A 14,416-nucleotide genomic window follows, 5' to 3' on the forward strand; every position below is an offset into this window, starting at 1 on the left:
GGCTGGGGATGAGGGGCACTAAATGGGAACTGCACCAACTAAAGAGCGTGACAAGGGATCTAACTGTGCCCCACCTGACTGGAGAGGTGCAGAGGATTGACGCCTATGCTGGCGGCGGCCTGCTGCCAGCGCTGGTGAATGGGGGTGTCGAACACCAGCCTGGGGTTGGGGGGGATCACCAGCCAGGCGCCATCCACCAGCTCCTGCTCGAGCTGCCCTGCGCTCCAGCCGGCGTAACCCAGGGCCACCAGCCAGTGGTCCGGCGCCTCGGCGGTGCCCAGGGTCTCGAGGATGTCCTTGGAGGTGGTGACCATCATCTCGTCGCTCACCTGCAGGGTGGAGTTGAAGCCGGGCCTGAAGCTGTGCAGCACGAAGCCGCGATCAGCATGGACCGGGCCGCCCTGCAGCACCGGCTGCTTCATCTCGGCGGTGGCAGGGGGGCTCAGCTTGAGCTTGGTCAGCATGGCGTCCAGGGACATGTCCACCGGGATGTTGACCACCAGTCCCATGGCTCCCTCGCTGCTGTGCTCGCACAGATAGACCAGGGAGCGTTCGAAGTAGACGTCCGTGAGGCTCGGCATGGCGAGCAAAAAGTGGTTTTGCAGTGTTTGCATAGATATCAAAGAGTGCAAAGGTATTTGGGGTGATTATGGCAGTTGACGGCGGCGGGCAAAACCGCTTTTTCGCGCAGAAACCCCGGAAGTCCGGGGGCTGGCTCACATCGTCGCGCAACAGAAAAGAGCAGGGGCCGCGCTGGCCCCTGTGGTATCACTGCCTGGGTGACGGCCTCGAGGGGGCGTCACCTGGGGTTATTTTCCCAGCCGGCGTTCGATGGCATCCATCAGCATGCCGGTGATATGCACCGGGAAGGCCGCCTCGATTTCACGGATGCAGGTCGGGCTGGTGACGTTAATCTCGGTCAGCCGATCGCCTATGATGTCGAGCCCGACGAAGATGAGTCCCTTCTCTTTGAGAGTGGGGCCCACCGCACGGGCGATGGCCCAGTCCGCCTCGCTCAAGGGACGCGCCTCGCCGCGGCCGCCGGCCGCCAGGTTGCCACGGGTCTCTCCCTGGGCCGGAATGCGGGCCAGGCAGTAGGGCACGGGCTCGCCGTCCACCACCAGCACCCGCTTGTCGCCATCCTTGATGGCGGGCAGGAAGGTCTGGGCCATGCAGTACTGGCTGCCGTGGGCGGTGAGGGTCTCGATGATGACCCCCACGTTGGCGTCATCTTCCTTCATGCGGAAGATGGAGGCGCCGCCCATGCCATCCAGGGGCTTCAGGATCACGTCCTTGTGCTCGGCGTGGAAGGCGCGCAGCTTGTCGGCGCGGCGAGTGACCAGGGTGGTCGGGGTGTGCTCGGCAAACCAGGCGGTGTAGAGCTTCTCGTTGGCGTCGCGCAGGCTCTGGGGCTTGTTGACGATGAGGCAACCCTCGTCCTCGGCCCGCTCCAGCATATAGGTGGCGTAGATGAACTCGGTGTCGAAGGGGGGATCCTTGCGCATCAGGATCACGTCCAGGCTGGACAGCGGCTGATCGACCACCTCCCCCAGGCTGAACCAGTGGGCGTAGTCATGCTTGACGGTGAGCGGACGCATGGTGCCGAAGGCGCGCCCCGCCTGCATGTAAAGATCCTTCATCTCCAGATAGAAGAGCTCGTAGCCGCGCTTTTGCGCCTCTTCGAGCATGGCGAAGCTGGAGTCCTTCTTGATGTTGATGGCCGAGATGGGGTCCATCACTATGCCGAGTTTGATGGTCATCCGAGATTCCTTTTGGTGGCTCGATTGCGAGTGAGATTCTTAACACTTGTTCAAGGTCTGTCACTAGAGGTCGTCAGCAAGGTAAAGAGCAGCGCATGAGCCTTGATCATGACCTCGCAGTAAGACATTGGACTGGTTTCAGGCCAGATCGCCGAAGCGGCACTGCAGCGCCGTAATGGCGGTCAGGGCGGCGGTTTCGGTGCGCAGCACCCGCGGCCCCAGCAGCATCTCCTTGAAATCCTCTTGCACGGTACGGGCGATCTCGTCGCTGGACAAGCCCCCTTCCGGGCCGATCAGCAGCCGCACCCCGTGTTCGGGTACCGGCAGTGTGTTGATGCTGTAAGGGGCGCGCGGGTGCAGGTTGAGCTTGAGCTCTTTGGTCTCTTCCGCCAGCCAGGCGTCCAGCTCCATCGGCATACGCACCTCTGGCACCACATTGCGGCCGCACTGCTCGCAGGCGCTGATCACCACCTTCTGCCACTGCTCGCGTTTCTTCTCCAACCGATCGGCGGGCAGCTTGACGCCGCAGCGCTCGGAGAAGAGCGGGGTGATGCAGGTGACGCCCAGCTCCACGGATTTCTGGATGGTGAAGTCCATCTTGTCGCCACGGCTGATCACCTGGCCCAGATGGATGGCGAAGGGTGACTCCACCGAGCGGGCCTCGCAGCTGTCGATGCGCACCTCCACCGACTTCTTGCCGACGCCTGTGATGGTGGCGGCATATTGGTTGCCGTCGCCGTTGAACAGCTCGAGCTGCTGACCCGGCTGCATGCGCAGCACCCGGCCGATGTGGTTGGCACCGTCTTCCGACAGGGCGAGAGTCTGGCCCACCTGCAGGGCGGCCGGTTCATAGATACGTGGAATGCGCATGGCTGATCACAATCTCTTGGCTTGAACGCGTTTCATGATAGGAAGGGGGGGTCCCTTCCCTGTCAAATGGGGCTATTGGCACTGCTTTTCAATGAAGGGGTTGGTATTGCCCTGCAGTTTGCCGATGCGGAGGTTGCGCTCGCACTCCCAGCGGTCGGCCGGGTACTGCCTGTCCCAGGCCTCGAACAGTTTACGCTGTTGGGCGGCCAGGCGCAGCCCATACTGCTGGCCCATGTAGAGGTAGGCGCGGGCTATCTGGCCGCGCACCGGCCCCTTGGGCGGTTGCACCCGGCGATCCTTGAAGTCCACCAGCATCTGGCACTTGCCGTACTGGTTCGGCTTGCCGTTCCAGTCGGAGAAACGGTAGTTGGCTCGATCGCCGTTCACCTCGCCGATGGCGGGGAAAAGGTTGTGCATGTCCCCCTCCATCTTGTTGAACTCGTCGCTCTTGCCGCAGTTCTTGCGCCCGCCCTCTTGCCAGCACTGGAGCTGGTGGCCGAACTCCCATGCGGGGACCACGTGCTCCCACTCGATGCGAGAGGCGCGATTGGCCTGCTTGCGCGGCAGATAGCCGCAGCTCTCCCAGTCGGGGGCCATCTGCTTGCCGCTGAACTTGATGTTGCAGCCGCAATAGAAGGTGGTGGGGTGGCTCTGATAGAGCTTGTTCAGATCCTGCTTGGCGGCGCGAAAGGTCTGGGCCTGCAGGGGCGAGCTGATGAACGGCAGGCTGATGAGCAGGCCGACACTGAGGGTGAGCAGAGAGCGAAACATGAAGATCCTTGGCAATGAAACATTTGGCTGAAGAAGCTGCGCACCCTAACACAGGGGCGCGACACGGGTTGACTCAATCCGCTGGCGAGCCCGGCTGTAACACCAGGGGCTGGCGACAGCGGCGGCAGTGATAGCGGGCCTCGCCGCGCACCACCTTGTTGTGACGGCGCACCGAGAGCCGATGCTGCTGGCAGGCGCACGCATAGGCATGGGTGCGCTGGGCCAGCACCGCGAGATCGAAGCTGTGGGTAGTGTTGGGGGCGAGCGCAAACAGCTCCCGCATCACCGACTGCCATTGGCGGCCGTGGGGCAGCACCCGGGACTTGCCGCGCCCTTCTCCCCAGAGGGCATAGACCAGCAGGTGCGCCACCTCGTGGGGCACCACCTCGGCCAGAAAGGCCTGCTGGTTGGCCTCATAGAGCGCTGGGTTGAAGCGCAGCTCCCAGGTTTGCAGCCGCGCCGACCCCGCCGCCCGGCCGCGCATGTTGCAGTGGATCTGCGGGCGCGGGAAGGAACGGCCGAGGCGCGCCTCCGCCTGCACAAAGCAGGCGTCGACCCGCTGGTGCAGCAGCTGGAGCAGGGAGGTGTCGAGTTGAGCTCTGGTGGCAGACATCGAGGTCTCGTCGGGTAGCGGATAAGCAAAAGGGGAGCCAGGCTCCCCTTTTATCACAACGGCCAGCCTTACAGACCGGCGGCGTCGCGCAGCAGAGCGGCCTTGTCGGTCTTCTCCCAGGGGAACTCGTCACGGCCGAAGTGGCCGTAGGCGGCGGTCGCCTGGTAGATGGGACGCTTGAGATCCAGCATCTCGATGAGGCCGTAGGGACGCAGCTCGAAGAACTCGCGCACCAGCTTGACCAGCAGCTCCTCGGCCACCTTGCCGGTGCCGAAGGTCTCGACGCTGATGGAGGTCGGCTCGGCCACGCCGATGGCGTAGGAGACCTGGACTTCACAGCGGGCAGCCAGACCGGCGGCGACTATGTTCTTGGCGACATAGCGGGCGGCGTAGGCGGCGGAACGGTCAACCTTGGACGGGTCCTTACCGGAGAAGGCGCCACCACCGTGACGGGCCATGCCGCCGTAGGTGTCGACGATGATCTTGCGACCGGTCAGACCGCAGTCACCCATGGGGCCGCCGATGACGAAACGGCCGGTCGGGTTGATGAAGTACTTGGTGTCCTTGGTGATCCACTCGGCCGGCAGCACCGGCTTGATGATCTCCTCGCGCACCGCTTCCACCAGATCCTTGTGGCTGATGGAGTCGCAATGCTGGGTAGAGAGCACCACGGCATCCACACCCAGGATCTTGCCTTCGTTGTCGTAGGCGAAGGTGAGCTGGCTCTTGGCATCCGGGCGCAGCCACGGCAGGGTGCCGTTCTTGCGCACTTCGGCCTGACGCTTCACCAGCAGGTGGGAGTAGGTGATGGGGGCGGGCATCAGCACGTCGGTTTCGTTGGTGGCGTAGCCGAACATCAGGCCCTGGTCACCGGCGCCTTGCTCCAGCGGATCGGTACGATCGACACCCTGGTTGATGTCCGGGGACTGCTTGCCAATGGCGTTCAGCACGGCGCAGGAGTCGGCATCGAAGCCCATGTCGGAGTGGGTGTAACCTATCTCGCGCACTGTGTCGCGCACGATCTGCTCGATGTCGACCCAGGCAGAGGTGGTTACTTCACCGGCCACCATCACCATGCCGGTCTTGACCAGGGTCTCGCAGGCGACGCGCGCCTTGGTGTCTTGCACCAGGATGGCGTCCAGCACCGCATCGGAGATCTGGTCGGCGATTTTATCGGGATGGCCTTCGGAGACCGACTCGGAAGTAAACAGCTTTGCCATGATTGGTTCTCGATTCGTATGGGGTTATCGCCTTGGCCATAACCGGAAAATGACGGTATGTCTGTAGAGGTATCTACATCTGGACGTCTATTTTAATTAGGTCACAGGGTGATTGCCAGCACTATTTGGGGTTGGACCCGCCCGGACCAAGGCTGAGGGGGCAACCACCCCGATGGGGGTAAGGGAGGGGGCGGATTGAATCGTTTTCCCGGGCCAGAAAAGCGATTGTGCTCCCAAAGCCACTTTATTCGCCCAGATAATATTTGCACCGCGCCCGCCCTGCTGGGACAATAACGCGCCTTAATCTTGGCCATCAAATGAAGCAATCGCAGGAGATACAGATGCCTTCTCGTAAAGAGCTTGCCAATGCCATTCGCGCATTGAGTATGGATGCCGTTCAAAAAGCCAACTCCGGTCACCCGGGCGCCCCCATGGGAATGGCAGATATCGCCGAAGTGCTGTGGCGTGGCCACCTCAAGCACAACCCGAACAACCCCAAGTGGGCCGACCGTGACCGCTTCGTGCTGTCCAACGGCCACGGCTCCATGCTGCTGTACTCCCTGCTGCATCTCTCCGGTTACGACCTCTCCATCGATGATCTGAAAAACTTCCGCCAACTGCACTCTCGCACCCCGGGTCACCCGGAGTACGGTTATGCCCCTGGCATCGAAACCACCACTGGTCCCCTGGGTCAGGGCATCACCAATGCCGTGGGCATGGCGATCGCCGAGAAGGCCATGGCCGAGCAGTTCAACCAGCCGGGTCACGACATCGTCGACCACTACACCTACGCCTTCATGGGCGACGGCTGCCTGATGGAAGGTATCTCCCACGAGGCGTGCTCCCTGGCAGGTACCCTGCAACTGGGCAAACTGATCGCCTTCTGGGATGACAACGGCATCTCCATCGACGGTCATGTGGAAGGCTGGTTCACCGACGACACCCCCAAGCGTTTCGAAGCCTACGGCTGGCACGTCATCCCGGCTGTTGACGGTCACAACCCGGAAGCCATCAACGCCGCCATCGAAGCCGCCAAGGCCGAGACCGGCAAACCGACCCTGATCTGCTGCCGCACCATCATCGGTTACGGTTCCCCGAACAAGTCCGGCTCCCACGATTGCCACGGCTCACCGCTGGGCAACGACGAGATCGCCGCCGCCCGTGCCTTCCTGAAGTGGGATCACGCGCCTTTCGTCATCCCGTCCGAGATCGCCGCCGAGTGGAATGCCCAGGAGAAAGGCACCAAGCTCGAATCCGACTGGGCTGCCAAGTTTGCCGCCTATGAAGCCGCGCACCCGACCCTGGCTGCCGAATTCAAGCGCCGCACCGTTGGCGAACTGCCGGCCAACTGGGCCGCTGAATCCGCCAAGATCATCGAGACCCTGCAGGCCAACCCGGCCAAGATCGCGACCCGTAAAGCGTCCCAGAACGCCCTGGAAGCCTTCGGCAAGCTGCTGCCCGAGTTCATGGGTGGTTCCGCCGACCTGGCCCCGTCCAACCTGACCATGTGGTCCGGCTCCAAGTCTCTGACTCCCGAGAGCGCGGCAGGCAACTACATCCACTACGGCGTGCGCGAGTTCGCCATGTCCGCCATCATGAACGGCATCGCCCTGCACGGTGGTTTCATCCCCTACGGCGCCACCTTCCTGATGTTCATGGAGTACGCCCGCAACGCACTGCGCATGGCCGCCCTGATGAAGCAGCGCGCCATCTTCGTCTACACCCACGACTCCATCGGTCTGGGTGAAGATGGCCCGACTCACCAGCCGGTCGAGCAGATCGCCTCCCTGCGTCTGACCCCGAACATGAGCACCTGGCGCCCCTGTGACCAGGTAGAGTCCGCCATCGCCTGGAAGCACGCCATCGAGCGTCATGACGGCCCGACCTCCCTGATCTTCTCCCGTCAGAACCTGCCCCAGATGGACCGCACCGCCCAGCAGCTGGCCGATGTGGCCAAGGGTGGCTACGTGCTGAAGGATTGCGCCGGTACCCCGGAACTGATCCTGATCGCCACCGGTTCCGAAGTGGAGCTGGCCGTGGCCGCCTATGAGCAGTTGACCGCCAAGGGCCGCGCCGTGCGCGTGGTCTCCCTGCCGGCCACCGACGTGTTCGACGCCCAGTCTGCCGAGTACAAGGAGTCCGTCCTGCCGTCCAGCGTCACCAAGCGTGTCGCCATCGAAGCGGGTATCGCCGACTACTGGTACAAGTACGTAGGCTTCGGCGGCAAGATCATCGGTATGACCACCTTCGGTGAGTCCGCACCTGCCGAGCTGCTGTTCAAGGAATTCGGCTTTACCGTGGAAAACGTGGTTGCGACCGCCGAATCCCTGTAATAGCCCCTGTAATAGCTGACCATTGAGCCTCTTTGGCTCAATAGCTGGAACGATAAGACGCCCCCCATCGCAAGATGGGGGGCGTTTTTTATAAGAAAATTTTATTCTTTGGGAGACATGGTCAACCCTGAGTGAATAATTCAGTTTTACAACTTAGTATGTTGGCGACCTCCAATTTCTCGGTATGGCTGCATTTATTTGGTGCCATACGATTCCGTTCATAATATGCTGTGCATCTGAATGGTGATTAATCCGTATTCGTTGCAGTATCGTTTCCAGTGATATAGGGCAGGCGAGTTATTTGTCGTTCGATCATGGTAGTGAGTGATTTTTAAGTAAACCAGTTGATTTACAGCATTTTAAAAAGGATGGGGTATTTACAATGGCTTGTTCTGTATTGATTGATAAGTCAGAGGGAAAGCTGAAGATAAATTCTGATTCGTATGATTTGAACAGGATCTCTGATGTACAAGTAAAAGTGCTTACATGGAAGGACAAACTAATAAACATGTTATTGTTCGGGTTAATTACATCCAGTATCCTCTTCTACTTTATACCTACTGAAGCGCAGGGTAAGGGTATGACGTTGTTTCTCCCCGCCGTCGCTTTTCTGGCAGGAATGGTGATGGCTATGGTCACCAGTGCAAAATACGTATTCAGACTGGAATTCAAACATGTCGATGAAACCGGCGTACAATGGATCACTGCCGCCAAGAGCAGAAATTCGCAGGAATATGAGGCCTTTAAATTGAAAGAGGTGGAGCTTAAACAATTTATCGGTTAACGAAGGAAAACTTGACGCACAAGGTTGTCAATGTTGACACCCGATAAAAAGACACCGGCTTATGCCGGTGTCTTTTTATCATTTAAGGCAAATCTTACACCTGCGGCGGGGTGCTTTCCGCATTGGACATCACCGCATCCATCTGGATCAGGGCGCCGGCGGGCAACTCGCTCACGCCGATAACGGTGCGGGCGGGCAGATAGCTCGGGAAGTATTTGGTGTAGATGGCGTTTACTGCGTCCAGATCCTCGATGTTCTTCAGCTGGATATTGACCTTGACGATATCGTCCATCACATGGCCGATGCTCTCGACGATGGTCTTGATATGGCCGAGGCACTGGGCGGTCTGCTCACGGATACAGCCGGTCAGCACCTTGCCGGTGGCCATGTCGATCGGCAGCTGGCCGGCGATATGGTTGTAGTGGGAGAAGGCGACGCTCTGGCTATGGAGCGGGCTGCGTGGTGCCTGGTCGGTGTTGCGGGCACGGATCACCAGGTTGTGTCTGTCTTCCACCAGCTGGGGCGGGGTGCCGTCACCGTGGGAGATGACCGCATCCATCTGCACCCGGGCACCGAGCGGCAGGGCAGTTGCGCTGACAACGGAGCGAGCGGGCAGATAAGCCACGGCGCGGGCGATGGCGGAGTCCGGGAAGAAGGTGCGGTAGACCTCGTCGACGGCGCCCTGATCCGCGAGGCTGGTCAGGTAGACGGTCACCTTGACGATGTCGTCAAAGGGCACATCTATGCTCTCCAGCACGTTTTTGATATTGCGCAGGCACTGGGCCGCCTGCTCCTGGATGCCACCGGCAACCAGCTGGCCGGTGGCGGCATCCACCGGCAGCTGGGCGCCGATGTTGTTGTAGTGGGAGAAGGCCACCGTATGGGTCGAGAGGGGGTCGGCCGGCGCCCGGCAGCTGTTTCGGGCGAGCTTGATAAGGGGGCAGGGGGCTTGCGGGAAGGTGCCTTCCCCGTTGGAGAGCAGGGCGTCCATCTGAATGGCTGCGCCAAGCGGCAGACCGGCCACCGCCAGCACGGTTCGGGTTGGCAGGTTGCGGGGGAAGAATTCGCGATAAACGGCGTTGACCGCCTCCAGATCCCCCATGTTCTTGAGGAAGAGGGTCACTTTCACCATGTCGTCCATGACGTGGCCGATGCTCTCGACTATGGCCTGGATATTGGTCAGGCACTGTCTGGCCTGTGCCTGGATATCGCCACTCACCAGCTTGCCTGTCCTGGGATCGACCGGCAGTTGGGCGGTAATATTGTTGTAATGGGAGAAGGCCACGCTCTGGGTGTAGGGGCCCAGATCCTGGGGGGCATGGGGGGTATTTCTTGCAGCCTTGATGATGGTGCCACTCATAGGATATTCCTCTTCTTGCTATTCGTTGTTATCGCAGGGTATGGGCCACCCCATTCGATCGCGCTCCTCCATACCCGACAAGGCAGATCCGGTATGGCAACCGATGGCCCGTGGCCACGTATAGAAGGGCATCGGGTCCTCGGTGATCACTGTCAATCCGCGCCCGAGAGGGAGTGGATAAAGGAGGCTGGAACAGGGTGAAATATCTCAGACAGGGGGATTCTATGAGTGGCCAAGGGGGGAGGGCAAACCGGGATCTCGTTTTTATGCGTTGGCTCAATGCACTGAAATATAGTCCCGTTGCGATTCAATTCAGGTAATAAATGTCCTGCTGATGGTGCAATCAGCCCCATTTTTCGGAGGATCAGCCTGAGACGGGGGCTCACTCCCGCCAGAGGGGGAGCCGGGCTGTGAACCATAGGTTAATCAGTGGTAACGCCGTGCAGTTAATTCAATTGTTCATGCATGGATATGTATTTTATGCACGGATGATGGGGCTATTATGGCGATTGAAAATATGCTAGCCATGTTCGGCGAAAATATGAATGGCGATATGGCTGGCATATCATGCAATATATTTGCATGGGCAAGTCATGCAGGCCATGAAATAGCGCCATGGCGCAATCTCTGGGGTGATTTTTTATCTGGCCTCATAGATCCCGAAGCATGCCATGGCAGCACCGCCACTGCGCCTCTGGGCTGAGGCGGCAGATCCTCAGTCTGGAGTTAGGTGCCCTGATTTGCGATCCGCATCTGGCTGGCGACGGGCCGGCGATGGAGCAAAGGAAGATAAAGATGGAGTACGGAAATATAGCTGCGGCCGAGATCCCCCTCGCCTTGTTGCTGGAGGCGGATCCCTCAGAGAAGCGCATAGGGTCATACCTCCCAGGGGCCTGGTGTTTTGCCGCCCGGGCCCAGGGCATCCTGGTCGGGGTCTGCGTCGTCAGGGCCCTGAGCCCGGGGACGGCCGAAATCTTCAATGTCGCCGTGAGGCCGGATCACCAGCGCCAGGGCATAGGCTCCGGTCTGCTGCGCCATGGGCTGACCGAGCTTGCAGCCTGCGGCATCAGGCGGGTGGAGCTGGGTACGGGCACCTTTGGTTATCTGCTCACCTGTTATCAGCGCCTCGGTTTTAGGGTGGATGCCGTGGTGAAGGATCACTTTCTGCACCACTACCCCGACCCCATTTTCGAGAGCGGCATCCAGCACAAGGACATGCTGCGACTCTCTCTCACCCTTGAGGCTGGCGCTCGGGAGTGGGAGAGTGAGCGCTGACCACAGGGCGAGCCGCCCGACGCTAACCACGCCCGCCAGGGCAGGATGGAATCAATGAGAGTTGAAGCAGAGCAGCTGGAAGCCAAGGGTGTCGCAGCGCAGCAGATAGTGCAGACGCAGCTGGATGCCTATAACAGCAAGGATGTGGTGGCCTGGCTGGCCACCTATGCCGATGATGCTGCCCAGTACAGCCTGGAGGGGGAGATCATCGCCCGGGACAAGGCGCAGATGGCGGCGAACATGGTCTCGCGCTTCGCAGAGCCGGATCTGCATGCGACCCTGCTCTCTCGCCACAGTTACGACAATGTGGTCATCGACCATGAGCGCGTCACCCGCAACTTCCCGGAGGGGCCAGGCACCATAGAGATGCTCTGCATCTACCTCATAGAGCAGGGCCTGATCGCCAGGGCCAGCTTCAAGCTGTTCAACAAGCGGCTCACCCCCCGCTGATCTGCCTTTGCCACCCCAATGCACAAATGCCGCCTTTGGGCGGCATTTGCTTGAGCACGTGACTGCTCAGGGGTTAATGGCGCTGGTACTCAGGCGCTCAGGCGGGGTTGAGGGCGCCGAGCACGGCGGGGCGGCTGGCGCCGGTCACCGCAGGCAGGTTGCCGGGCTGGCGCGTCATAAAACGCTGTGCCAGCCAGGCAAAGGCCGCTCCTTCCACCCAGTCCGGGGCTAGCCCCAGTGCCGCCGTGCTTTCAAGGCGCCAGCGGGGCAGCAGGGCGGCGAGCTCCGCCAGCAGGGGGCCGTTGTGGGCGCCGCCGCCGCAGACGAACAGCTCTGGCCTGGTTTGTGCCTCATCCACCGCAGGCAGCTGGCGGGCTATGCTGTGGCAGCTGAGCGCCTGCAGGGTGCGCTGCACATCCACCGGGGCGTATGCCGTGCCTGCCAGCTCGCCGTCGAGCCACTCCAGGGTGAACATCTCCCGCCCCGTGCTCTTGGGGGCGGTGGCGACGAAGTAGGGATGAGCCAGCAGTTTTTCGAGCAGCGCGGGCACAAGCTGGCCGCTGGCCGCCCATTGGCCATCGGCGTCGTAGCTGCCGCCCTGGGGGTGATGGCGGCGATACCAGCCATCGAGCAGGGTGTTGGCGGGGCCGGTATCGAAGCCATAGACGCCGCTCGCCTTGCCAGGCAGCACAGAGATATTGGCGATGCCGCCGAGGTTCAGCACCACCCGAAGGGCATGGGGTTTGGCAAAAATCGCCTGATGGAAGGCGGGCACTAGGGGCGCCCCCTGACCGCCGAGGGCCATGTCCAGGGTACGAAAATCGGCAATCACATCGATACCCGTGAGGGCAGCCAGCAGGGCCGCATTGCCAATTTGCAGGGTAAAGCCGAGCTGGGGGCGGTGGCGCACTGTCTGGCCGTGGGAGCCGATGGCGCGGATATCCTTGGGCTCAAGCCCCGCCTTGGCAAGTAGCGCCAGGGTGGCGGCGGCAAATTCCTGCGCCACTCGATTGTCGGCCACCCCCATGCGGTCTATCTCGTTCTCCCCCGGGGTGCAGAGGGCGTGGAGCTCGCGCGCCGTTGCCTCTGGCCAGGGGTGGCAGAGGGCCGCTTCGACCCGAAGGGTTTCCCCATCCATAGTGACCAGCACTGCATCGATCCCATCCATGCTGGTGCCCGACATCAATCCGATATAGCGCTCGTTCATGACATGCCCTTCTGTGACGAGAAACCTGACCAAGGAGTGGAGGAGGGCACGGCATCTATCCCATGCCAAGCTCTGGTGCCCGACATCAATCCGATATAGCGCTCGCTCATGACATGCCCTTCTGTGACGAGAAACCTGGCCAAGGAGCAAGACAGAGTAGGGCATCTATCCCATGCCAAGCTCTGGTGCCCGACATCAATCCGATATAGCGCTTGCTCATGACATGCCCTTCTGTGACGAGAAACCTGGCCAAGGAGCAAGACAGAGTAGGGCATCTATCCCATACCAGGCTCTGGTACCCGACTTCAACCCGATATAGCGCTCGCTCATGGCCTCTCCTTGTTCTCTGTTCATTACCGCCAAGTGGGGCGAGCCTTAGCTGCCGTTGCTGTCCCGCTTGTTCTGGGCCAGTTGCAGATCCGTGCTGTCGAGCTTGGCCAGCTGTGGCCTGGCCTCGGCCTTGAAGCTTGCCAACGCCCGCCCGGTGAGGGTCTCGGCCTGGGGCAGGGTGAGGGTGCGCGGGTTCTTGTGCACACCGCCCACCACGAATTCATAGTGCAGGTGCGGGCCTGTGACGCGGCCCGTGCCCCCCAGCAGGCCTATGGTCTGCCCCTGTTTCACCCGCTGGCCCTTGTTCACTGTGCGTTTGGAGAGGTGCAGGTACTTGGTCACGTAGTTGCCGGCGTGCTTGATGAAGACATAGTTGCCGTTGAACTGGTTGTAACCGGCCGCCACCACGCTGCCGGAGCCCGCCGCCATGATGGGGGTGCCCACGGGGGCCACGTAGTCGATGCCGTTGTGGGGGCGCACCTTGCCGGTGACAGGGTGCAGGCGGCGCGGATTGAAGTTGGAACTGATGTATTTGAAGTTGACCGGGGCGCGCAGGAAGCTCTTGCGCATCGCCTTGCCTTCCGGGGTGTAGTAGTTGCCATCCTGGTTCAGCACGGCGCGATAGATGGCTCCCTGGTTGATGAACTCGGCGGCCAGGATGTCGCCGGAGGCCACCCGCTCGTCATCCTGATACTTGTCCTGATAGACCACCCGAAAGCTGTCCCCCGGCTGCAGGTCCTGGGCAAAATCGATGTCCCAGCCGAAGATGGCGGCCAAGTCCATGATCTGATCTTCCGTCATGCCCGCCTCGCTGGCGGCGCCCCAGAAGCTGGATCGGATCTCCCCCTTCGCCACCTGCTCGCGGGTGTCGAGCTCGAGGCGCACCGGTCTGGCCACGAAGCTGTCGTCCTTGCGGCTCACCTTGAGCGCCTGCTCCAGGCTGTGGGGGTAATAGAGGCTGTGCAGCTCGCCCTGTTCGGTGAGCTTGAAGGTGAGCTCCTGTCCCGGCTGCAGCATGCGCAGGGGATCGCTGCCGTCGAGCTGATCGATGAGGTGCAGATCCGTGGTATTGAGCCCGATGCGCTGGAAGATGACCCCCATGTTGTCGCCACGGCGCACCTTCACCTGCTTGGTGATGTAGCGCGGCTTGGGCGGGGTGAGAGGCTGCGCGTCCTCGAGTTCATCGGTGGCGGCGGCCGCGTCGGCGGGCTGGTGCAGGGCAAGTTCGTTGCCGTTGTCATCGACCCGGGTGGCGACGGCCTGTTCGCTTGGCCAGGCTGCCAGCATCATCACCAGGATGCTCAGAATAAGCACCATCTTGCGGTGCCAGGTAGGAAGAGAGTTGAAGGCGTGCCAAATGACCATGAGAAGCTGACGAAGTTGAACCCAGAAGAAGGTCGGAGTTTACCGCCTTTCCAATTGGCCTGCCATTCCAGTAATATG

14 protein-coding genes are annotated in these 14,416 nt (G+C 61.1%); 5 read left to right on the top strand and 9 right to left on the bottom strand.

Translation table 11 applies throughout. The annotated features are described in order from the left end of the window. Positions 1-59: 59 nt before the first annotated feature. The 6 genes from OC537_RS01870 to metK form a co-directional block, all read right to left on the bottom strand. Positions 60-614, bottom strand: a complete 555-nt coding sequence (locus tag OC537_RS01870) for a YqgE/AlgH family protein (RefSeq protein WP_163147787.1) — start codon at positions 612-614, stop codon at positions 60-62. 195 nt (positions 615-809) lie between these two features. Beyond that, positions 810-1,760: a glutathione synthase gene (gene gshB, locus OC537_RS01875; protein ID WP_025326198.1), complete on the bottom strand. Its 951-nt coding sequence runs from the start codon at positions 1,758-1,760 to the stop codon at positions 810-812. 138 nt (positions 1,761-1,898) lie between these two features. Continuing rightward, the gene (gene rsmE / locus OC537_RS01880; RefSeq protein WP_163155550.1) at positions 1,899-2,630 is read right to left on the bottom strand and encodes a 16S rRNA (uracil(1498)-N(3))-methyltransferase; all 732 of its coding nucleotides are present in this window, start codon (positions 2,628-2,630) and stop codon (positions 1,899-1,901) included. Between the two features lie 72 nt (positions 2,631-2,702). Further along, positions 2,703-3,401 (bottom strand): endonuclease, encoded by a 699-nt coding sequence (locus tag OC537_RS01885; protein WP_111910305.1) that lies wholly within the window; start codon positions 3,399-3,401, stop codon positions 2,703-2,705. Between the two features lie 73 nt (positions 3,402-3,474). After that, complete coding sequence (locus tag OC537_RS01890) at positions 3,475-4,014, bottom strand: SprT family zinc-dependent metalloprotease (protein ID WP_163136242.1); 540 nt, start codon at positions 4,012-4,014, stop codon at positions 3,475-3,477. A 68-nt stretch (positions 4,015-4,082) separates the two neighbouring features. Further along, on the bottom strand, positions 4,083-5,234 hold the full coding sequence (gene metK / locus OC537_RS01895; protein ID WP_025326202.1) for a methionine adenosyltransferase: 1,152 nt from the start codon (positions 5,232-5,234) through the stop codon (positions 4,083-4,085). Positions 5,235-5,575: 341 nt separating this feature from the next. On the opposite strand from metK, the gene tkt reads away from it, so the two are divergent. Next, the gene (tkt, locus tag OC537_RS01900) at positions 5,576-7,567 is read left to right on the top strand and encodes a transketolase (RefSeq protein ID WP_171275680.1); all 1,992 of its coding nucleotides are present in this window, start codon (positions 5,576-5,578) and stop codon (positions 7,565-7,567) included. Positions 7,568-8,147: 580 nt separating this feature from the next. Beyond that, positions 8,148-8,351, top strand: coding sequence for a hypothetical protein (locus OC537_RS01905; protein WP_234677077.1), 204 nt, complete (start codon positions 8,148-8,150; stop codon positions 8,349-8,351). 94 nt (positions 8,352-8,445) lie between these two features. Here the strand turns inward: OC537_RS01905 and OC537_RS01910 are convergent, their stop codons facing one another. Further along, positions 8,446-9,711, bottom strand: a complete 1,266-nt coding sequence (locus OC537_RS01910; protein ID WP_262108860.1) for a RidA family protein — start codon at positions 9,709-9,711, stop codon at positions 8,446-8,448. 502 nt (positions 9,712-10,213) lie between these two features. On the opposite strand from OC537_RS01910, the gene OC537_RS01915 reads away from it, so the two are divergent. The 3 genes from OC537_RS01915 to OC537_RS01925 all read left to right on the top strand — a co-directional run bounded on the left by OC537_RS01915 (position 10,214) and on the right by OC537_RS01925 (position 11,436). Then, complete coding sequence (locus OC537_RS01915) at positions 10,214-10,414, top strand: hypothetical protein (protein ID WP_163147780.1); 201 nt, start codon at positions 10,214-10,216, stop codon at positions 10,412-10,414. A gap of 92 nt (positions 10,415-10,506) precedes the next feature. After that, the gene (locus OC537_RS01920) at positions 10,507-10,986 is read left to right on the top strand and encodes a GNAT family N-acetyltransferase (protein ID WP_262108863.1); all 480 of its coding nucleotides are present in this window, start codon (positions 10,507-10,509) and stop codon (positions 10,984-10,986) included. A 54-nt stretch (positions 10,987-11,040) separates the two neighbouring features. After that, positions 11,041-11,436, top strand: coding sequence for a nuclear transport factor 2 family protein (locus OC537_RS01925; protein ID WP_262108865.1), 396 nt, complete (start codon positions 11,041-11,043; stop codon positions 11,434-11,436). Positions 11,437-11,533: 97 nt separating this feature from the next. Here the strand turns inward: OC537_RS01925 and OC537_RS01930 are convergent, their stop codons facing one another. Together OC537_RS01930 and OC537_RS01935 are read right to left on the bottom strand one after the other, a co-directional pair. Then, entirely contained in the window at positions 11,534-12,643 is a 1,110-nt protein-coding gene (locus OC537_RS01930; RefSeq protein ID WP_262108867.1) for an anhydro-N-acetylmuramic acid kinase, read from the bottom strand. Between the two features lie 375 nt (positions 12,644-13,018). Continuing rightward, positions 13,019-14,338: a peptidoglycan DD-metalloendopeptidase family protein gene (locus OC537_RS01935; RefSeq protein WP_025326208.1), complete on the bottom strand. Its 1,320-nt coding sequence runs from the start codon at positions 14,336-14,338 to the stop codon at positions 13,019-13,021. Between the last annotated feature and the right edge of the window lie 78 nt (positions 14,339-14,416).

The organism is Aeromonas sp. Marseille-Q5825, assembly GCF_946892685.1.
In the GTDB taxonomy this organism is placed as follows: domain Bacteria; phylum Pseudomonadota; class Gammaproteobacteria; order Enterobacterales; family Aeromonadaceae; genus Aeromonas; species Aeromonas rivipollensis.

What these genes read in the sequence shown, in the direction of transcription:
- OC537_RS01870 (WP_163147787.1), bottom strand. Translation starts at nt 614, where the DNA reads ATGCAAACACTGCAAAACCACTTTTTGCTCGCCATGCCGAGCCTCACG.
- gshB (WP_025326198.1), bottom strand. Translation starts at nt 1,760, where the DNA reads ATGACCATCAAACTCGGCATAGTGATGGACCCCATCTCGGCCATCAAC.
- rsmE (WP_163155550.1), bottom strand. Translation starts at nt 2,630, where the DNA reads ATGCGCATTCCACGTATCTATGAACCGGCCGCCCTGCAGGTGGGCCAG.
- OC537_RS01885 (WP_111910305.1), bottom strand. Translation starts at nt 3,401, where the DNA reads ATGTTTCGCTCTCTGCTCACCCTCAGTGTCGGCCTGCTCATCAGCCTG.
- OC537_RS01890 (WP_163136242.1), bottom strand. Translation starts at nt 4,014, where the DNA reads ATGTCTGCCACCAGAGCTCAACTCGACACCTCCCTGCTCCAGCTGCTG.
- metK (WP_025326202.1), bottom strand. Translation starts at nt 5,234, where the DNA reads ATGGCAAAGCTGTTTACTTCCGAGTCGGTCTCCGAAGGCCATCCCGAT.
- tkt (WP_171275680.1), top strand. Translation starts at nt 5,576, where the DNA reads ATGCCTTCTCGTAAAGAGCTTGCCAATGCCATTCGCGCATTGAGTATG.
- OC537_RS01905 (WP_234677077.1), top strand. Translation starts at nt 8,148, where the DNA reads ATGACGTTGTTTCTCCCCGCCGTCGCTTTTCTGGCAGGAATGGTGATG.
- OC537_RS01910 (WP_262108860.1), bottom strand. Translation starts at nt 9,711, where the DNA reads ATGAGTGGCACCATCATCAAGGCTGCAAGAAATACCCCCCATGCCCCC.
- OC537_RS01915 (WP_163147780.1), top strand. Translation starts at nt 10,214, where the DNA reads ATGGCGATTGAAAATATGCTAGCCATGTTCGGCGAAAATATGAATGGC.
- OC537_RS01920 (WP_262108863.1), top strand. Translation starts at nt 10,507, where the DNA reads ATGGAGTACGGAAATATAGCTGCGGCCGAGATCCCCCTCGCCTTGTTG.
- OC537_RS01925 (WP_262108865.1), top strand. Translation starts at nt 11,041, where the DNA reads ATGAGAGTTGAAGCAGAGCAGCTGGAAGCCAAGGGTGTCGCAGCGCAG.
- OC537_RS01930 (WP_262108867.1), bottom strand. Translation starts at nt 12,643, where the DNA reads ATGAACGAGCGCTATATCGGATTGATGTCGGGCACCAGCATGGATGGG.
- OC537_RS01935 (WP_025326208.1), bottom strand. Translation starts at nt 14,338, where the DNA reads ATGGTCATTTGGCACGCCTTCAACTCTCTTCCTACCTGGCACCGCAAG.